Annotated in this window: 19 protein-coding genes; 4 read left to right on the top strand and 15 right to left on the bottom strand. The window is 69.8% G+C overall.

Features of this window, described 5'->3' with window-relative positions; translation table 11 throughout:
- The 4 genes from A6A40_RS28220 to petA form a co-directional block, all read right to left on the bottom strand.
- Nucleotides 1-552 (bottom strand): DUF924 family protein, encoded by a 552-nt coding sequence (locus tag A6A40_RS28220; protein WP_108549158.1) that lies wholly within the window; start codon nucleotides 550-552, stop codon nucleotides 1-3.
- A 113-nt stretch (nucleotides 553-665) separates the two neighbouring features.
- A complete protein-coding gene (locus A6A40_RS28215) occupies nucleotides 666-1,427 on the bottom strand; it encodes a cytochrome c1 (RefSeq protein WP_108549157.1) in 762 nt (253 codons plus the stop codon).
- Complete coding sequence (locus A6A40_RS28210) at nucleotides 1,427-2,695, bottom strand: cytochrome b (RefSeq protein ID WP_108549156.1); 1,269 nt, start codon at nucleotides 2,693-2,695, stop codon at nucleotides 1,427-1,429. The genes A6A40_RS28215 and A6A40_RS28210 overlap by 1 nt, the downstream gene beginning before the upstream one ends.
- Nucleotides 2,696-2,723: 28 nt before the next feature.
- Nucleotides 2,724-3,293, bottom strand: coding sequence for a ubiquinol-cytochrome c reductase iron-sulfur subunit (petA, locus tag A6A40_RS28205; RefSeq protein WP_014249761.1), 570 nt, complete (start codon nucleotides 3,291-3,293; stop codon nucleotides 2,724-2,726).
- Between the two features lie 271 nt (nucleotides 3,294-3,564).
- On the opposite strand from petA, the gene A6A40_RS28200 reads away from it, so the two are divergent.
- Together A6A40_RS28200 and hemF are read left to right on the top strand one after the other, a co-directional pair.
- A complete protein-coding gene (locus tag A6A40_RS28200; protein WP_108549155.1) occupies nucleotides 3,565-4,038 on the top strand; it encodes a tRNA (cytidine(34)-2'-O)-methyltransferase in 474 nt (157 codons plus the stop codon).
- Entirely contained in the window at nucleotides 4,035-4,913 is an 879-nt protein-coding gene (gene hemF / locus A6A40_RS28195; RefSeq protein ID WP_108549154.1) for an oxygen-dependent coproporphyrinogen oxidase, read from the top strand. Before A6A40_RS28200 ends, hemF begins: the two co-directional genes overlap by 4 nt.
- A gap of 15 nt (nucleotides 4,914-4,928) precedes the next feature.
- Here the strand turns inward: hemF and A6A40_RS28190 are convergent, their stop codons facing one another.
- Nucleotides 4,929-5,285 carry a hypothetical protein gene (locus A6A40_RS28190; RefSeq protein ID WP_108549153.1) on the bottom strand — a complete coding sequence of 119 codons (357 nt, stop codon included), beginning with the start codon at nucleotides 5,283-5,285 and terminating at the stop codon, nucleotides 4,929-4,931.
- A 113-nt stretch (nucleotides 5,286-5,398) separates the two neighbouring features.
- Nucleotides 5,399-7,381 carry a PP2C family protein-serine/threonine phosphatase gene (locus tag A6A40_RS28185; RefSeq protein WP_108549152.1) on the bottom strand — a complete coding sequence of 661 codons (1,983 nt, stop codon included), beginning with the start codon at nucleotides 7,379-7,381 and terminating at the stop codon, nucleotides 5,399-5,401.
- A 296-nt stretch (nucleotides 7,382-7,677) separates the two neighbouring features.
- On the opposite strand from A6A40_RS28185, the gene A6A40_RS28180 reads away from it, so the two are divergent.
- Complete coding sequence (locus tag A6A40_RS28180) at nucleotides 7,678-8,052, top strand: hypothetical protein (RefSeq protein WP_108549151.1); 375 nt, start codon at nucleotides 7,678-7,680, stop codon at nucleotides 8,050-8,052.
- A gap of 40 nt (nucleotides 8,053-8,092) precedes the next feature.
- Here A6A40_RS28180 and A6A40_RS28175 read toward each other — a convergent pair whose 3' ends face one another.
- Together A6A40_RS28175 and wrbA are read right to left on the bottom strand one after the other, a co-directional pair.
- Nucleotides 8,093-9,058 carry a glutathione S-transferase family protein gene (locus A6A40_RS28175; protein WP_108549150.1) on the bottom strand — a complete coding sequence of 322 codons (966 nt, stop codon included), beginning with the start codon at nucleotides 9,056-9,058 and terminating at the stop codon, nucleotides 8,093-8,095.
- 34 nt (nucleotides 9,059-9,092) lie between these two features.
- On the bottom strand, nucleotides 9,093-9,695 hold the full coding sequence (gene wrbA, locus A6A40_RS28170; RefSeq protein ID WP_108549149.1) for an NAD(P)H:quinone oxidoreductase: 603 nt from the start codon (nucleotides 9,693-9,695) through the stop codon (nucleotides 9,093-9,095).
- A gap of 142 nt (nucleotides 9,696-9,837) precedes the next feature.
- Here wrbA and A6A40_RS28165 point away from each other — a divergent pair, with 142 nt between their 5' ends.
- Entirely contained in the window at nucleotides 9,838-10,788 is a 951-nt protein-coding gene (locus A6A40_RS28165) for a LysR family transcriptional regulator (protein WP_108549505.1), read from the top strand.
- Nucleotides 10,789-10,799: 11 nt separating this feature from the next.
- On the opposite strand, the gene A6A40_RS28160 is transcribed toward A6A40_RS28165, so the two are convergent.
- The 7 genes from A6A40_RS28160 to A6A40_RS28130 form a co-directional block, all read right to left on the bottom strand.
- On the bottom strand, nucleotides 10,800-11,192 hold the full coding sequence (locus A6A40_RS28160; RefSeq protein ID WP_108549148.1) for a hypothetical protein: 393 nt from the start codon (nucleotides 11,190-11,192) through the stop codon (nucleotides 10,800-10,802).
- Nucleotides 11,193-11,318: 126 nt separating this feature from the next.
- Nucleotides 11,319-12,149, bottom strand: coding sequence for an alpha/beta fold hydrolase (locus tag A6A40_RS28155; RefSeq protein ID WP_108549147.1), 831 nt, complete (start codon nucleotides 12,147-12,149; stop codon nucleotides 11,319-11,321).
- Between the two features lie 17 nt (nucleotides 12,150-12,166).
- Nucleotides 12,167-13,807, bottom strand: a complete 1,641-nt coding sequence (locus A6A40_RS28150; protein WP_108549146.1) for an alpha/beta fold hydrolase — start codon at nucleotides 13,805-13,807, stop codon at nucleotides 12,167-12,169.
- Between the two features lie 8 nt (nucleotides 13,808-13,815).
- The gene (locus tag A6A40_RS28145; protein ID WP_108549145.1) at nucleotides 13,816-16,038 is read right to left on the bottom strand and encodes a serine/threonine-protein kinase; all 2,223 of its coding nucleotides are present in this window, start codon (nucleotides 16,036-16,038) and stop codon (nucleotides 13,816-13,818) included.
- 61 nt (nucleotides 16,039-16,099) lie between these two features.
- Nucleotides 16,100-17,710: a type VI secretion system-associated FHA domain protein TagH gene (gene tagH / locus A6A40_RS28140; protein WP_108549144.1), complete on the bottom strand. Its 1,611-nt coding sequence runs from the start codon at nucleotides 17,708-17,710 to the stop codon at nucleotides 16,100-16,102.
- A gap of 44 nt (nucleotides 17,711-17,754) precedes the next feature.
- Nucleotides 17,755-18,045, bottom strand: coding sequence for a PAAR domain-containing protein (locus A6A40_RS28135; RefSeq protein WP_108549143.1), 291 nt, complete (start codon nucleotides 18,043-18,045; stop codon nucleotides 17,755-17,757).
- A gap of 25 nt (nucleotides 18,046-18,070) precedes the next feature.
- A complete protein-coding gene (locus A6A40_RS28130; RefSeq protein WP_236784113.1) occupies nucleotides 18,071-18,694 on the bottom strand; it encodes a DUF4123 domain-containing protein in 624 nt (207 codons plus the stop codon).
- Between the last annotated feature and the right edge of the window lie 19 nt (nucleotides 18,695-18,713).

Below are 18,713 nucleotides of genomic sequence, written 5' to 3'. Positions count from 1 at the left end.
CTAGAAGGAGGAGTCCGGCTCCTTCAGGAACGCCTCCTCCTCCGGCGTGCTCGGGCGGCCGAGGACGGCGTTGCGGTGGGGGAAGCGGCCGAAGCGCTGGATGATCTCGCGGTGGCGCAGGGCATAGCGCACCGTGGTCTCGTCGCCGACCCGCTCGGTGAACAGCGCCACCGACCGCTCCTGGCTCGCGAGATCCTCGTGATGCTCATAGGGCAGGTAGAGGAAGATCCGCTCGTCGGTGGTGCATTCCAGATCGAAGCCGTTGGCGACGGCATGGTCGCTCACGGCCCGTGCCTTGTCGTCGGTGGCGAAGGCGCGCGGATCGTCGCGGAACATGTTGCGCGGCACCTGATCGAGCAGGATGCACAGCGCGATGCAGCCGTCGACATCCTCCATCCAGCGATCATGGTCGCCGCGGGCCGCCGCCTCGTAATGGGGACCGAGCGTGTCGGCGACCGCGCGGTCGAAGCTGGCCGATCTGCGGAACCAATAGGGCTTCATCGCCTCGTCGAACCAGAAATCGACGATCTCGTCGATCAGCTTGTCCACCATTCGTCTTCTCCGCCGTAAGTCCACCGCCCGGACGACCCGTTCCCCCATAAACGAACAGGGCGCCCGAAGGGGCGCCCTGTCCAGGTCCGAATTGCCTCACCGAACCGTCGGGCTCAGTGCAGCGTGCTCCACAGCTTGCGCTTGGTGGCATACATCAGGCCAGCCAGCACCAGCAGGAACAGGATGACCTTGACGCCCATCTGCTTGCGGGCATCCAGGTGCGGTTCCGCGGCGAAGGTCAGGAAGGTCGCCACGTCGTGCGCCTGCTGCTCCACCGTCGCCTTGGTGCCGTCGGCGAAGGTGACGCCGTCCGGCTGCAGGATGTTCGGCATGCCGACCTGATGGCCGGGGAACACCTTGTTGTAGTTCATGCCGTCCATCAGCTTGACGTCGGCCGGCGGCTCCTCGAAGCCGGTCAGGAAGGCGTAGAGGTAATCCTCGCCGCCGACACGGGCCTTGGCCATCAGCGACAGGTCGGGCGGCAGGGCACCGTTGTTCGACGCACGGGCCGCCTGGTCGTTGGCGAAGGGCGACGGGAAGCGGTCGGCCGGAACGGCCGGACGCATGAACATCTCGCCCGCATCGTTCGGACCGGCCTGCACCTCATAGCCGGCGGCGATCGCCTTCAGCTCGTCCTCGCTGAAGCCGATGCCGGCCAGGGTGCGGATCGGGACCAGACGCATGGAATGGCAGGCGGCGCAGACTTCCTTGTAGATCTGGAAGCCACGCTGGGCCGACGCCTTGTCGATGGTCCCGAAGATGCCGCTGTGCGGCCAGTTCTGCTTGGGGATGTGCACGCCTTCCGCGGCCTGCGCGGCCCCGGCGAGGCCGAGAGCCAGCGCCGCCGAGAGGATAGCAGTCTTCAACGCGCGCATCAGGCCTTCTCCATCGGCTTGGCATGGGCGCCGGCAGCGATGCCGCCCCCGCCCTTCAGAACGGACTCGGCGATGCTGTTGGGGAGCGGACTCGGCCGTTCCAGCTTGCCCAGCACCGGCAGCAGGACCAGGAAGTGGAAGAAGTAATAGGCGGTGCCGATACGGGCGATGATCAGCCAGGCGCCTTCGGCCGGCATGGCGCCGGCATAGCCGAGAACCAGCGCGTCGAGGGCGAGGATCCAGAAGAACTGGCGGTAGATCGGACGGAACTTGCAGCTGCGGACCTTGGACCGGTCGAGCCACGGCAGGAAGGCCAGCAGCGCGATCGAGCCGAACATCGCCAGCACGCCGCCCAGCTTGTCCGGGATCGCGCGCAGCATGGCGTAGAAGGGCAGGAAGTACCATTCCGGCACGATGTGCGCCGGCGTGACCAGCGGGTTGGCCGGGATGTAGTTGTCCGGATGACCCATGTAGTTCGGCATGAAGAACACGAACGACGCGTAGATGATCAGGAAGATCACCACGGCGAAGCCGTCCTTGACCGTGACGTACGGGTTGAACGGAACGGTGTCCTGCGGGCCCTTCGGGTCGATGCCCAGCGGGTTGTTCGAACCGCAGACATGCAGCGCCGCGGTGTGCAGGATCACCAGACCCAGCAGCACGAAGGGCAGCAGGAAATGCAGCGCGAAGAAGCGGTTCAGCGTCGGGTTGTCGACCGAGAAGCCGCCCCACAGCAGGGTCACGATCGGGTCGCCGACGATCGGGAAGGCCGAGAACAGGTTCGTGATGACGGTGGCGCCCCAGAAGCTCATCTGGCCCCAGGGCAGCACATAGCCCATGAAGGCGGTGCCCATCATGACGAGGAAGATGATGACGCCCAGGATCCACAGGATTTCGCGCGGGGCCTTGTAGGAGCCGTAATAGAGGCCGCGGAACATGTGGATGTAGACGGCGATGAAGAACATCGACGCGCCGTTGGCGTGCACGTAGCGGATCAGCCAGCCGTAATTCACGTCGCGCATGATGCGCTCGACCGAATCGAAGGCCAGCGAGGTGTGGGACGAATACTGCATCGCCAGGAACAGGCCGGTGGCGATCATGATCACCAGCATGATGCCGGCGATGGCACCGAACGCCCACAGATAGTTGACGTTCCGCGGCATCGGGTAGTGGTTGTACTCGTGATCCAGCATCGTGAAGATCGGCAGGCGGCTGTCGATCCAGTTCACGACCGGATTCTTGAACTTGGTGGCTTGAGCCTGAGCCATCTCGGGGTCTCCAGAACCGTTGGGCCGCTTAACCGAGCCGGATCTTGGTATCGCCCGTGAAGGCGTACGTCGGAAGGACAAGGTTGGCGGGGGCCGGGCCCTTGCGGATGCGCCCAGCGGTGTCGTAGTGCGAGCCGTGGCAGGGGCAGAACCACCCGCCATACTCGCCGCGCGGATCGGTGACCTTCTGCCCGAGCGGCACACAGCCCAGATGCGTGCAGATGCCGATGACGATCAGCCATTCCGGCTTCTTCACGCGGGCATCGTCGGCAGCCGGATCGCGCAGGTCGCCCAGGTTGACCTGCTTGGCGGCTTCGATCTCCTCGGCGGTGCGGTGGCGGACAAAGACAGGCTTTCCGCGCCAGGTGACCGTGATCGCCTGCCCCGCGGCGACCGGAGCCAGATCAACGTCGATGGAGGCAAGCGCCAGGGTGTCGGCCGCCGGATTCAGGCTGTCGATGAAAGGCCAGGCCGCCGAGGCCGCCCCGACAACGCCGACCGCACCGGTGGCAAGATACAGAAAATCGCGGCGGGAACCCCCCTCGCCGCTGGAGGCCGCGTGGCCACCCGTCCCGGGCGGATGCGTGGTCTGAGCCATAAGCCTGTTTCTCCTCAAGGCATGCCCGACGCCCTTTGCCCGCGCCGGACGACCGATGGACCGTTTTTATGCATGACACGGCAAGCCCGCCCGCCGAAGGAAAAACCCTCAGGCATGCCGCATCGGTCCGGAGTGGGTATCTCCAGCTTCTGCGCTGCGGTATACCGTCGCGTCGACATCTTGAAAAGTCCTTGGCCGGGAGACAATTTGTCGCGTGTGTAGGGGCTAGACTATTTGTATGCAAAACAAACACTTCGAGGCAAGTCCCGCGTTGCGCCTTGTACTGTTCGAACCCGACATTCCGCAGAATGCCGGCACGCTGATGCGACTCGCCGCCGGGGTGGGGGTGGGGCTCGACCTGATCGAGCCTTGCGGATTCGTGCTGGACGACCGCCGGCTGCGCCGCGCCGGGATGGATTATCTGGACCATCTCGACTGGACCCGGCACAGCTCCTGGGCCGCCTACCGCGCGGCGCCGCAGACCGGACGGCTGGTGCTGCTGACCACGCGGGCGGCGATCCCCTACACCGGCTTCCGCTTCGCCCCCGGCGACCGCATCCTGGTCGGACGCGAGAGCGCCGGGGTGCCCGACGAGGTGCATGACGCCGCCGATGCCCGGCTGGTCATCCCGATGGTTCCGCCCGCCCGCTCCTTGAACGTTGCGGTCAGCGCGGCGATGGTGTTGGGTGAAGCCCTGCGGCAGACCGCCGCATCTTATTCTTGCGCACAGCCGGAAACGCCATGACTGCCGCAACTCCAGACACCATCGAAGACAGCAAGGCCCGCGCCGCATCCTGGTTCCGGGAGCTGCGCGACCGCATCTGCGCCGCTTTCGAGGCGCTGGAGGACGAGCTGACCGGCACCCACGCCGACCTGCCTCCGGGCCGGTTCGAGCGCAAGAGCTGGACCCGCCCCGACCATGGCGGCGGCGAGGGCGGCGGCGGCACCATGTCGGTGATGAAGGGCCGGGTGTTCGAGAAGGTCGGGGTCAACATCTCGACCGTCCACGGCACCTTCAGCCCGGAATTCCGCGCCAACATCCCCGGCGCGGCCGAGACCGGCGCCTTCTGGGCGGCGGGCATCAGCCTGGTGGCGCACATGCGCTCGCCGCTGGTTCCGGCCACGCACATGAACACGCGCCACATCGTGACCACCCAGGGCTGGTTCGGCGGTGGGGCCGATCTGACGCCGATGATGGAGGACGAGCAGGACACCGCGGACTTCCACGCCGGCCTGCGCGCCGCCTGCGACCGCCACCACCCGGACTATTATCCGCGCTACAAGGAGTGGTGCGACCGCTATTTCTTCCTGCCGCATCGGGGCGAGGCGCGCGGAGTCGGCGGCATCTTCTTCGACAATCTCGACTCGGGCGACTGGGACGCCGACTTCGCCTTCACCCGCGACGTCGGCACCGCCTTCCTCGACACCTACGCCGCCCTGGTGCGCCGGCACATGAACCGGCCCTGGACGGCGGAGCAGCGGGAGCACCAGCTGATCCGCCGCGGCCGTTATGTCGAGTTCAACCTGCTCTACGACCGCGGCACCACCTTCGGCCTGAAGACCGGCGGCAACACCGAGGCGATCCTGATGAGCCTGCCGCCCGAGGTGAAGTGGCCCTGATTTGATCGGACTGACCTAGCGGCGCGGCCCCATCTGCTGCCCCATCTGAATCCAGGGCGCCCAGGCCTGCCGCACCATCTCGCCCCACAGCCGCATCGGCGCCATCCACAGCTCGGCCATGCCGGCGGCGGACGCCATCGGATTGGCGTCAAACGGAGTGCCACCCGGCTTTCCGCCGGTGGAACCCGCCAGCAGCAGCGGGTTCATCAAGCCGGGTGCCAGCAGCTTCGCCACCGCATCGAAGGACGGGGTGGCGCGGAACTGGATGGCAATCACCTCCGCCCCGTCCTCTCCCGCCTCGCGGTGACGGATCTGGATCTCCAGATTCGGCAGATGGGCGGTCAGAGTGGTCTCGTCCGGCTTGCGGTCCATGCTCGCGGCTCCATACTTGGATTCTGCCGCACCAGGATAGAATTTTTGCAACTGCGAAGAAACCCTCTCCGAAGGGGGGGAGCGGGGTGAGTGTCGGATTGCGCTCACCCCCCTCAAACCGCCTCCACCGCCTCCGTCACCGGCAGCAGCCGCCGCATCACCAGACACACCAGATCCCCGGCAACCGCCCCCTCCCCGACATGGCCCTGGACGCTGCGCAGGACCAGCTCGGCACGGTCGCGGGCAGACATGCCGCGGCCATGGGCCAAGGCGGCGGCAAGGCGCTCCTCGCCGAAGGGCTCGCGCTGACCGTTCACCGACTGCAGCAGGCCATCGGTGCACAGGAACAGGGTCTCGTCCTGGTTCAGCACCGTGGCCGCCTCGCCATAGGGGGCGCCGCGGCGGATGCCCAACGCCGGGCCGCCGGCCGCGGACAGGAACTCCACCCCGCCCTCGGGGGTGACGCGGCAGGCGCCGCGGTGGCCGGCGGCGGCATGGACCAGCGTGCCGGCGACACGGTCATAGATGGCGACGAAGGCGGTGGCGAAGCCGTTGAAGGGACTCTCGCCGCACAGCCGCTCGTTGGCGCCGGTCAGGATGGCGGCGGGGCCGACACCGGGGCGGGCAGTCTCGCGGATGGCGGCGCGCACCATCAGCATCAGGAAGGCTGCCGGCACGCCGCCGCCCGACACGCCGGCGGTCACCAGCAGGCTATAGCGCTCGTCCAGCTCGACCACATCGTAGAAATCGCCGCTGACGGCATGGCCCGGCACCAGCGCGCCGAAGAACTGGCTGTCGCGGCCGACGGGCAGCTGCCGCGGCAGCAGGTTGGACTGCACGTCGCGGGCGGCGCGCTGCTCCTCCTCGATCAGCTGTTCGGCGGCGGCCAGCTTCTCGCTCTTGGTCTCCAGCTCCGCCCCGCGCATCACCAGCTGGGCGTCCAAGGTCTCCTCGCGCGCCGTCGCCTCCATCGCCATGCGGCGGAAGACGCGGGACAGCCGGCCGAACTCGTCGTCGCGGTCCGCCGCCTCGTTCAGGCTGAGGGGGTTGAAGCGCCCGGCCTCCACCGCCTTGACCGCTTCGCTCAGCCGTTCGACCGGCGCCATCTGATCGCGGGCGAAGCGCATGCTGAGATAGACGCCCAGCGCCAGCACGAAGACGCCGACCAGACCGCCGATCTTCAACTGCCGGCCCAGCATCGCCCCCGGCTCGGTATAGGGAACGCGCACGGCCGCAACCGCCGGCAGTCCGGCCGCGGCGGCATTGGCCGCGGCATAGCGGATGGGCGCCAGCGCCAGCAGTCCGTCGCCCGACACGCGGACGGTCACGTCGCCGGCGGTCGCCGCCGCCTTGGCCGCGGCGGTGTCGGCATCGGCCAGCGGACCGCCCGATCCGTTGGACACCACGGCACCGCGGGCCAGCACCCGGCCGTCGCGGTCGAGCAGCCAGGCCGCCTCCACCGCGCGGGTGGCGATCAGCGCGTCGATCGCTCCCTCTGCCCCCGACTTGCGCAGCAGGTCCCCCAGACGCCGCATGTCGGCGCCGACCTGGACGATGCGCGGCCGGTCGACGCCGGTCACGCCGGCGAATTTCATCAGCCGGCCGTTCTCCATCGCCGGCTCCGACGCCAGGGATGCGGGCGACCGGTTCAGCAGGCCGCTGTAGGCACCATGGCGCGGCCCGCTCTTGGCATCCTGGCCGAAGACAGGATCCGGACCCGGCAGATTGTGCAGATAGGCCCGGCCGCGGTTGTCGGTGATCCACATCTCGTCAGGGCCGCCCGACTCGGCGATCTGCTTCAGCCGGTCGTTGATGGCCTTGGGCGCCAGCTTCGCCGTTTCCGCCAGCGCCACCAGATGGGCGGTCAGCGTCGCTTCCGACAGCAGCCGTTCGGACAGCAGGGCATCGACCTCGCGCGGGAGGTCGACGGCCTGGGCGGCGCCACGGGCGAGCAGGCCGGCGGTCAGCCGCGCCTCCGCCTCGATCCGCTCGGTCAGCACCGCGCGCGTGGTGAATGCCATCGTCGTGGTGACCGCCACCACCGCCAGCAGCACCAGACCGGTGACCAGCAGGATCAAACGCTGTTGGAACGTCATGGGATTGCGCCCGCCCCCTCTGGCTGAAGCAAATGGCCGAAGCCATGGCCGATGCGACCGCTTCTACCGGTCCGGGCCACGCAAGTCCAGTTGCCGGGCCGCCGCACCGGTCATGGTCACGCCTGCGGCGGGCGGAAGGGCGTGGCCACGCAAGATTCGACCGCAGGCGCGACATTATCTCTTTCGTAACCACATGGTCCGTAAGACGGAGGAAGCGCGAACGGCGTCCCGCCGCGGTCCTGCGCTCTTTCGAACCAGCCACCAATCAGCCGCCACCAATCACCCGGTGTACGCCCATGCCGCTCAACGTTCTGGAAGTCGCCGTCTATGCGATGGTCCTCACCGCCAGCCAGCCCGGCTCCTTCGAGTGCGTGGCCGTGAAGCCGGAGGGCGTCAACTGCACCAACGGCCTGTCGGCGAAGCAGGACGGGCCGAACCTGCTGTTCAACACCGGCATCCAGGTGATCAAGGACAACCAGGGCCGGGTGCGGCTCAGCAACGGGCTGCAGACCCGCTTCGACAGTTCCGCCTGGGTGGAATTCCAGGACACCGGCAAGAAGCCGGTGGTCAGCGTGCGCAAGACCGGGCCGCTGCGCTTCAAGTTCTCCAACGGATTCCAGTGCGAAGCGATGGGCAACCCGGAAGACATGGCCCGCTGCCACAAGCCCTGACGGGTACCGGCCGGCTCGCCAGCGGCCGCCGGCCGATCCGTCACGCCTCCAGCGCCTCCGGCCCCAAAGCCTCCCGCCCATGCGGCGCGTCGAGGTCCAGGTCAGGCCCCTTCGGCACGATGCCGGTGGGGTTGATGGTGGCGTGGCTGCCGTAGTAATGGCGCTTGATGTGGTCGAAATTCACCGTCTCCGCCACGCCCGCCACCTGATAGAGGTCGCGCAGATAGCCCGACAGGTGCGGATAGTCGGCAATCCGCCGCCTGTTGCACTTGAAATGGCCGACATAGACCGCGTCGAAACGGACCAGCGTGGTGAACAGGCGCCAATCGGCCTCGGTCAGCCGGTTGCCGACCAGCCAGCGCCGGGTCGCCAGCGTGGCGTCGATCTCGTCCAGCGCCGCGAACAGGGCATCGAAGGCGGCCTCGTACTTGTCCTGCGAGGTGGCGAAGCCGGCCTTGTAGACGCCGTTGTTGACGGCGTCATAGACGAAGGCGTTCACGCGGTCGATCTCCTCCACCAGATCCGGCGGGCAGAAGTCGGTGCGCATGTCGGTGAAGGCGTCGAACTCGCGGTTGAGCATGCGGATGATCTCCGCCGACTCGTTGTTCACGATGCCGCCGGTCTTCCTGTCCCACAGCACCGGCACGGTCACCCGGCCGCTGTAGCCGGGCTTCGCCTGCAGATAGACCTCATAGAGGCGGCGGGCGCCGGTCACGGGTTCCGGTTCGGCGAAGGTCCAGCCGTCCGCCAGCATCAGCGGATCGACGACGCTGACGCCGATCACGTCGTCCAGCCGCTTCAGCTTGCGGAAGATCAGCGTGCGGTGCGCCCAGGGGCAGGCCAGCGACACCATCAGGTGATAGCGCCCGGCCTCCGCCGGGTAGGGGGTGGAGCCGTCGGCCGACACCCGGTCGCGGAACTGCGCCTCGGTCCGGACGAACGCACCACCGGTCTTCCTGGTGTCGTACCACTGGTCGCGCCACTGTCCATCGATCAGCAGGCCCACGGCTCCCTCCTCTCTTTTCAGCGTCTGCCCGTCGTCAACCGTGCAGCTTCGTCGCGATCTCGGCGACATGGCGGCCCTGGAAGCGGGCGCCGTCCAGCTCGACCGCGCTCGGCCGGCGCGAACCGTCGCCGCCGGCGATGGTGCTGGCGCCATAGGGCGAGTTGCCCATCACCTCCGAAACGCCCATCTGGCCCTGGAAGGAGTAAGGCAGGCCGACGATCACCATGCCCAGATGCAGAAGCACGGTGTGGGTGCTGAGGATGGTGCTCTCCTGCCCGCCATGCTGGGTGGCGGTGGAGGTGAAGGCCGCGCCGACCTTGCCGACCAGCGCACCCTTGGCCCACAGGCCGCCGGTCTGGTCGAGGAAGTTCTTCATCTGCGAGGCCATGTTGCCATAGCGGGTCGGCGTGCCGATGACGATGGCGTCATACTGGGCCAACTCGTCCACCGTGGCGACGGGGATGTCGCTCTCGTCCTTGTAATGGGCGGACTGGCGGACCGCTTCCGGCACCAGTTCGGGCACGCGCTTCACCGCCACCTCGGTCCCGGCGACGGAGCGGGCGCCTTCGGCCACCGCCTGCGCCATCTCCGACACATGGCCCCAGCTGCTGTAATAGAGGACCAGAACCTTCGCCATCGTCGCCACTCCCTGTTCGGTTGGTGAATTGGCTCGCCGCGACCGGTTTTGGCCCGGCGGTGACACCAGACATAGGGTGCGGCGGCGCTTCCGGTAATCCCGGATCTTGGCACCTCATTGTTTCCGGGTGTACAACAATGCCATGGATCGCCTCGACGACATGCTCGCCTTCATCAAGGTGGTGGACACCAAGAGCTTCACCGCCGCCGCCGACCGGCTCAACCTGTCGAAGTCGGTGGTCTCCCGCCGCATCGGCGAGCTGGAAAACAGGCTCGGCGCGCGGCTGCTCAACCGCACCACCCGCAAGCTCAGCCTGACCGAAGTGGGGCAGGCCTATTACGAGCGCTGCACCCGCATCCTCGCCGATCTGGAAGAGGCGGAGCAGGCGGTCGCCGATCTGCACGCCGCCCCGCGCGGCCGTCTGCGGCTGAACGCGCCGGTCAGCTTCGGCATCATGCATCTTGCCCCGGCGGTGGCGGAATTCCTCGACCGCTATCCGGCCATCGAGATCGACATGGACCTGAACGACCGCACGGTCGATCTGGTCGACGAGGGCTATGATCTGGCGGTCCGCATCGGCCGGCTGCGCGACAGCTCGCTGATCGCCCGGCGGCTGGCTCCCGCGCGGATGGCGCTGTGCGCCAGCCCGGCCTATCTGCAAAAGCACGGGGTGCCGGAAAGCCCGGACGATCTCGCCCGGCACGCCTGCCTGATCTACACCAACGTGCCGACGCCCGACATCTGGCAGTTCACGGTGGACGGGGAGACGCGCAACATCCGGGTGTCGGGACCGATCCGCAGCAACAACGGCGACCTGCTGCGCGAGGCGGCGATGTCAGGCGTCGGCTTCATCCTGTCGCCGACCTTCCTGTGCGGACAGGCGCTGACGCGCGGTGAACTGGTCAGCGTCCTGCACAGCTATGTCCCATCGGAGGTGAGCGTCAACGCGGTCTATCCGCAGAACCGCCACCTGTCGCCGAAGGTGCGGGTGTTCGTCGATTTCCTGGTCCAGCGTTTCGGCCCGCGCCCCTATTGGGACTGCGCGCTGCTCGACACGCTGCCGCAGGAGATGAGGCCGCAGGAGACCGGCTGAAGCGCCCTGACTTACGACGGCGAATTCGGCCGGCGGCGGGAGCGCAGGTTCAGCGCGGTGATGAAGTTCGGCTGCTGGCCGACCACCGGGCCCTGGGGAACCGGCTTCTTCGGGGCGGTCGACAGGAAGCCGCCGACCCGGCCGCGCAGCTCCACCGCATGGTGCGCCGCCTCGTCCGCGCTTTCCGCCACCTGACGGCGCACCGACGGGTCCAGCGTGTTGAAGGCGCGGGAGGCGAACTCGAAGGCCGGCTGCGACTTGGTGGCGATCACCTGACGCAGAGCCTTGGACACCAGCACCGTGTCGAGACCGCCCGGCCCCTCCACCCCGTCCAGCACGTCGGCGAGGATGCCGATGGCCTGGATCGTGCCGTTGTCGTCCAGGGAAAGGTCGTGAGCGTCCATACGGGTCTTCCGATCGTCTCAGGCGTTACGGGTCTCGCCCCTGCGGACACCCGGGTTGCACCTTTGAAATCATAGTGTTTGCACCGGCGTCTGGCAATGGACGCGCAGGGGCCGGCGGTGAAATCGTTAAGACCCTGCTTGCCCCGTTCCCAGCGACACCGGGAACGCGGTCCTGAGCGACGGCCACAGCGCCGCCCAATCGCCGTCATGCTGCATCCCCGGCACCACCCGCACCGGCGCGCCGACACGGGTCCCGAAGCCGCGCACCACCTCCGGCGGCACCACCCGGTCGCTGCCCGCGGCGATGTGCCATTGCGGCACCGACGCCAGCCGTCCGGTCTCCCGCGCCGGGTCGAGCGATCCGGTCAGCGGCGTCAGCCGCTTCGCCGCCGCCCAGGCCGCGAGGTCGAGCGGCGCCGCCACCGTCACCAGCGCCGCCACGTCGCTGCGTCTTGCCGCCAGCAGCGCCGCCGCCGTCCCGCCGCCGGAATAGCCGACCAGCACCAGCCGGTCCGCGCCACTCTCCCGCTTCGCCTCGTCCAACGCGCGGCCGAGGGCGCCGATCGCCTCCGGCGCAAAGCGGTGTGACGTCCAAATCCGGGTGGAGCAGGCGGCGTCGGTCGCCACCCCGCCATACTGGCAGGGCCGGCCGAGATAGAGCAGACGCGGCGCCGGGTCGGTCAGCGCCAGCGACAGCGCCACCGGGTTGCCGGGAGTGGGATCGCGCGAGGGCTCGGTCGGGCTGCTCCAGGCATGGCCGTCGCCCTCGATATAGACGACCAGCGGCCCGGCCCCGCCGGAGCGCAGCCAGCCGGCCAGGGTGAAGGGCGCCGCCGCAAAGCGCCGCGGCAACAGGCCGGCGGCTCCGGCAGCCTCATCGACCGCCGCAACCCGTTCCCGCGGAACCGCGGCGCAGCCGGCCGGCAGCAGAGGCAGGACGGCGAGAGCGGCACGCAAAAGAGAGGCGACCGGCCTCACCGTTCGGGCAGCCGGGTGGCGAAGGTCGGCGGCAGCAGCCGTTCGACACAGGCCCCGGCATCGCCGACGGACAGCGTCTCGACGAAGCGGGCGGCGGCGCTCCGCCCGCATTGGCTGATTCCCAGCACGTCATGGCCGAGGCCGCGGAAGGACATCGGCGTCGCCCGCTTGAGACTGCGCCCCATCGCCTCGGCACGCGCCGGGGCGGTGAAGGTGTCATAGGCGCCGGTCAGGATCAGCGCCGGCACGTCGGATTCGACTGGTTGGTAGAAGGACGCATCGATGGGCGGCAGGTTCAGCACCGGACAGGCCGCGTCGTAATCGGTCTCCACCGCGTCCGCCACCACATGGGGGCGCAGGTCGGCCGCGGCGCGCCGGGCGGCGGCGGCATCGATGCGCGGACGGTTCTCCCGGCATCCCACCGTCAGGTTCAACCCATAGGCGAGGCTGTCCAGCACGCCCCAGATGGCCGGCGGCACCATCAGGGACAGCGCCGCCGCATCCTCCAGCGGCCCCGCCCCGCCAGTCCGCGCAACGGCTCGGTCGAGCCGGTCGAGCAGGGCCGGGACGACCACCATCCCGTCGGCACTGCCCAGCCGCAGGGCCAGCAGATTCGCCAGCATCGGCCAGGTGAGTTGCAGCTCGCTTTCCCGCCCGGTGCCGGGATGGCGGAGGCGAAGTTCCAGCGGCCGCCGTTCCAGCGCCGCCGCCAGCCGCTCCACCGCCTGCCCCAGCTGCGGGAAGGCGCGGGCGCACTCGGGCTGGGCGGCGCAATCCTCCACCATCCGGCGATGGGCCTGCCGGATCGCGGTCAGCCGGTCGAGATCGAGCCACGTCGCATCCACCGCCGCCGGAGAGTTCAGCACGAGGCTGCGCACCGCCGCCCCGTCGAGGCGCAGCAGCGCCTGGGCCAGCACCCCGCCATAGGAGGTCGCGACGACGTTCCAGCGCTCCACCCCCAGCGCCCCGCGCAGCGCCCGCAGGTCAGCCGCACTCTGCCCGCTGTCGAAATCCTCAAGCCGGTAGCCGGCGCGGCGCAGCGGATCGAGGCAGGCAACGGCATCCTCCGCCGTCACGCCGCCGAACCAGATGCGCAGCGGGTCCAGCGCCGGGCAGCGCAAGGACGGCACCGACCTGCCGGTGCCGCGCTGGTCCACCAGGATGATGTCGCGGTTGGCGCGCATCGGCGCCAGCATCGCCGCGGTGCCGCGCGGATCGTCGCTGCCGCCCTGCCCCGGACCGCCGGCCAGCACCACCACCGGATCGGCGGCGGGCATGCCCTTCAACGCCGGCAGCACCATCACGAACAGGTCGAGCGGCAGGCTGTCAGGCCGCTGCCAGTCAGACGGCACCCGCAGGCTGTGGCAGCGCGGCGCCGGCCCGTCCGGCAAGCCCGCGGGGCACGACAGGTCCGAGAACGCCGGAGGCTGGGCGGGCGCCGGACTTGCGGCCGGAACATCGGCAGCCGGGATGGCGCTCGGGACCGGAATCGGCGGCGGCGGCTCCACGACCACGACCGGCGGCGGACCCTTGGGTCCGGCCAGCCAGTCGATGCCAATCCCCAGAAACCCGCCCACCAGCGCACAGAGCGCCAGTGCACCGCCAATGACGGCGAGACGCCGACCGCCGCTGTCCATCGGCCCGGCTACTCGGCCACTGTGGTGAAGAAGGCGGACTGGACGACGACGTTTCCCTTAGCCTCGGCCTTGGCGATGGCCGCGCGCAGGCTGGCCAGATAGGGACCGGCGGGCTCCACCTCCTCACGCTCGGCGGGGAACAGCGGTTCGCGCGTCACCAGCGCCAGGATCATCGCCGGGCCGTAAGGCGGCGCGATGGTGTAGACGCGGTCGCTGGGCGACTTCGCGACCCCCAGCGTGACGGGACGGCCGGCGTCGATGCGGTCGTCGCGGCGCAGGCGCATCGGCACCATGTGGATCGCGTTGCCTTCGATGTCGATGTAATCGACGGTCAGATAGCCCGGCATGCCGGCGGTCACCGTGACCTCCAGCTTCTCACCCTGGCGATAGACCATCGACGGCCGGTTCAGGCCCAGCCCCAGCGCATCGGCCCCCCGCCCCTCCGCCCGCGCCGGCAGCCCGGCGACGCCCAGCGCCTCGCACAGCGGCCAGGGACGGACGGCGACGCGCGCATCGATGTCGACGCCGCCCGGCAGGCCGGTGATCGCCGCCTTCAGCGCGCCGGCATCGGCATCGCTGCCGACATAGCCGCCGATGCGCAGGCCCTTGCCGGTCTCCGCCGCCCTGACTCCGGAGCAGGCGAACCCGCCCGCCGCGGCCTCCACCCTCTTGCGGGCCTCGGCCGGCGTGATCGTCGGCACAGGCGGAGCGACCGGAAGCGCGGCCTGCACGACCTGGGACGGTGCGGGGGGTGTCGTAGGAGCGGGCGGTGCGACGGTCTGGACGGCCGGGATGACCGGCAGCGGCGGCACGGGAGCCGCGGGAGCCGGCGCCTCCGCCTTCACGGGCTCCGCAGGCGTTGGGGAGGGCGCCGACGGAGTGGACGAGCCGAGCGGCGCCGTCGTCATGGCCGCAGGCGGCACGGCGGGAGTTGCAGGGGCGGGAGTAGCGGGACCCGCGGCTTCCTTCACCGGCGCCGTCGATTGGGCCGGCGGCTGCGACTGCCCGAACAGCAGGAAACCGGCGACGCCTGCCGCCACCAGACCGCCGACGCCACCGGCAATCAGCCCGACCGGAGCCTTCTTCGCCGGCGCGGCCGGCGCCCCAACCGTCTTCGCCTGCCTCTCGGCCACCGCCGGCCTCGGCTCCTCGGTCGCAGGGGTCGCGGCTGGGAAGGGCGTGGCGTCGAAGGGCGTGATCTCCGCCGGGCGCCGGGTCAGCGCGCCGACCAGTTCCGTCATCGTTTTTGCGCGGTTCTGCGGATCGGGCTCCAGCATGGAGCATAGGACGCCGCGCAACGGCTCGGCCAGCGCCGACAGGTCGGGCACAGCCATGCGCCGCTCGATCATCGCCTGCGGCGTGCGGCCCATGTCCAGCGGACGGCCGAGCGCCGCCGCGGCCAGCACCAGCCCGGCGCTGTAGATGTCCGACTGCGGCCCGACCTGCCCGCCGAACAGCCCGAACTGCTCGGGCGAGGCATAGCCGTACTTGCCGGCGAAGGCGTCGCCGATGACCGTCCCCGCTCCGCCTGCGGTCTGCTTGGCGATGCCGAAGTCGATGATCTTGGCGTTGGCGATCTCGCGGCCGGGCAGGATGACGTTGTCGGTGGACATGTCGCGGTGGACGATGCCGCGCTGGTGCGCCGCCGCCAGCCCCGAGGCGACGCGGTCGAGCAGAATGGCGACGTCATCCGGGTCGAGCGGCCCGCCCTGCAGCACCTCCTGCAGCGACGGCCCGTCGAGATACTCCATCGACAGCAGGATCCGGCCATACTCGTCGCGGAAGACGCCGTCGTAGGACACCACCGCCTCATGCCGGATCTCGCGCAGCGCCGCCGCCTCGCGCCGCAGAAGCTCCACCATCTTGGCGTCCTGCGCCAGTTCCGGCCGGATCACCTTCACCGCATGCCAGGTGTTCATGTCGACATGGCGGGCACGGTGCACCTCGCCCATGCCGCCGCGGGCGATCAGCCCGGCCACCTCATAGGTATGGCTCAGCAGGGTGCCCGGCCCGATCGGCGCCGGCGCCGCCCGTCCACCCGCCGCGTCGACACCGGAGACGGACGCCGCAGTAACCGAGGACGGGGCGACGGACGCCCCAGGCACCGGGGTGGCGGCTGCCGGCGGCGTGGTCAGCCTTGTCGCCTCGGCATCCGCCCCCTGCTTCGCGCCTCCGGGCGCGGCCGGCAGGATGGCGGTGGGCTCGTGGCTGTCGTCGGGGGTCTGGGCCATGGCGGGATGCGGTCCGGTTCGGGAAGGGGCGGGCGGTGTCGAAGGGTGGAGCGGCGGCGGGTCAGTCCGGCTTTCCGCCCTCCGGAGCACCGCTGGTATCGCCCCCGAGTTCACCACGCACGAAACGGTCGTACTCGCGGGCGATGGCGTCGCCGATGACCCGGTCGAAATCCTCTTCCAGCTCGACCACCAGATCCTTGTAGAGCGCCTCGTACTGGTCCCAATAGCGGGCCTTGCGCGCCGCCGGGACGATGCTGTCGAGCAGCCGCGTCTCCAGCCGCTGGCTGAGCGCGCCGGGATCGAACTTGGCGACCACCTGCTTCAGCGCGGTCTGCAGCGCCGCGGCATAGGCGAGGTGGTGGACCTGCACGTCGCTCGCCGCCTCGCGCACCGCATCGGCCATCGGCAGGAAGCCGCGCAGGCGCGGGTTGGCCAGCACCGACACCGCCTCGTCCAGCGTCTCGCACCGCTTCAGCGGGTTCTCCCCCGCCGGGCGGAAGCTGGTCTGCTCCAGATGGAACTCGTCCTTGAAGCGGGAGCGTGCCCGCAGCGAGCCATGCAGCGCGCCCAGGCTGACGCGCAGCGCCTCGCCCAGGCCGCGCATCATCGCATTCGGATCCGGCAGCCCCTCCGGCGGCAGCGGCGCGCCGAACCCCTCATAGAAGGCGGCGACCGCAGCCCCCGCATCGGCGACGGGCGCAGCGGCAGGAACGGCGACCGGCGCGGCGGCCGGCACGGGAGGCGGCGGTACGAACTGTGGCGCCGCATGGGGAACGATGACGGAGTCGTCCGGCAGCGGAATCGGCTCGGCCATCCGGGCGACCGGCGGCGGCTCCACCGGCAGCGGGTCGGCCGCCGGGTCGGGCAGCGTCTCGTCGATGTTCCAGTCTTCCGGCAGCGGCTGTGCCGTCTTCGACACGGCGGGGAAAACCGGGTCCGGAACGGCGGAGGCCGCCGGCTTCAGCGGGGCGAACAGCTCGTCGTCCCAGTCGTCGGGGATGCCGCCAACCGACGGCGGCGGTGCGGCGGCAGACGGTTGATACGAGACGCCGATCGACAGCGACTGGTGCAGCGGATCGGAATGGTCGTCCAGCGTGCCGAAGCGCCAGTCCTCCGCCCGCTCGCGCGGGGCGGCGCCGCTGCTGGAGGAGGTCCAGGCATCGAAGGGCGCCTCTTCCGACCGCAGCGGCCGGTGTTCGAACGGGCGCACCGCAGGGTCGGCGAACAGCTCGTCGAACCGGTCCGGTGCAGCGGCATGGGCCGGGGCCGGGGGCGGGGCGAAGGGATCGGGCGAGTCATCCCTCCCGCCCAGCCGGAAGGCGCCGGAGATCTCGGTGAAGCTGGGGGCGGACAGCGTTTCCACCGTCGCCTCGATGATGAAGCGGCCGACGCGGATGCGGTCGCCCGACCTGAGATCCGCCGGGACATTGCGGCCGAGCGGCCGGTCGGACCCGTTGAGGAAGACGCCGTTGGTGCTGGTGTCGATCACACGGTAGCCGGCCCCGGCCTTCTCGAAGACGCAGTGCTGGCGCGACAGCAGCAGGTCGGGATCGGGAAGGATCCAGCCATTCTCGACCCCGCGCCCGACGGTGAGGTCGCCGCCATGCAGCGTCTTCTCGGCATTGCCGCCCAGCGACGCCCGATGGTCCGAAACGATCCTCAGCCTCAGCATTCCACGTTCTCCAAACCCGCTGCCAGAACCCTCTTGCCCGGCGGTCAGCCGCCGATCACCACCGTCGGCGCGCCGGTCACGATCACGCCGCCATGGGCGGTCCGGTCGCCCAGCCGTGCCGCCGGCCGGCCGCCGACGACCACCGTCGCCGATCCCTTCACGATCACGTCGGGCGGGCCGACGCAGACGCACATGTCCGTCACCACCGCGGCCGGCAGGAACTCGATCAGGACCGCCGGCACGCCCGGACTGACGATGGGGCCGCCGACATGCGGGACCGGACCGGTCGTCATCGGGCAGGTGTGCATGTCGGTCAGGCGCGCGGCGGGTGGCATGGGCGGGTCTCCTCCGGCCTCGGGATCAGCGAACGCGGGGCGCGTCTGCACCCGATGCGGGGCCCGGAGAGGTCCGCAGCGGGATTTCGACGCGGCGCAGGTCGCCGTTCACCGATTCGAACAGGACGAGCGCGTCGGCGCCCGCATCCTCCATCATGAACCGGATGCCGGGGCCGAACAATGCGGCGCGCTGGGCCTCGTCGCTGATCGGCAGGAAGCTGCCCAGAACCGCCGGATCGTAGAAACGGAACAGATAGGCCGCCCCGCCTTCGCCATTGACGATGGTGAATTTGCGGAAATGGCGGCGCACCGCGTCGATGTCGCCGTCGGCCTGCACCAGGATGCCCCAGCCGCGGCCCCAGCCCTCCCCCACCAGCCAGTCGGCGACGGCGCTGCCGCGGGTCAGCCGGACAAGATAGGGCGCCACCTCAGCCAGTTCGCTCGCCGTGTCGCCCTGGTAGAGGGAACGCATGTCGGCCTCCTCCTCCCGCGCCAGCAGGCCGGGATAGAGGCCGGGATCGCGGGCGGCATCGACGATCATGTAGAGCGCGCGCGCCTCTTCCCTTCGGTCATCCCCCTGCGGCCACAGATGATGGGCAAGGCGCGCGACCACCTCCTGCGGGGAGCGGCGCGTGGAAAGCTCTGTCATCGCCCTGCTCGTGTCTGGG

This window comes from Azospirillum humicireducens (genome assembly GCF_001639105.2).
GTDB lineage: Bacteria > Pseudomonadota > Alphaproteobacteria > Azospirillales > Azospirillaceae > Azospirillum > Azospirillum humicireducens.
The sequence above is the reverse complement of the archived record's forward strand: the minus strand, read 5'-3'. Positions and strand labels throughout refer to the sequence as shown.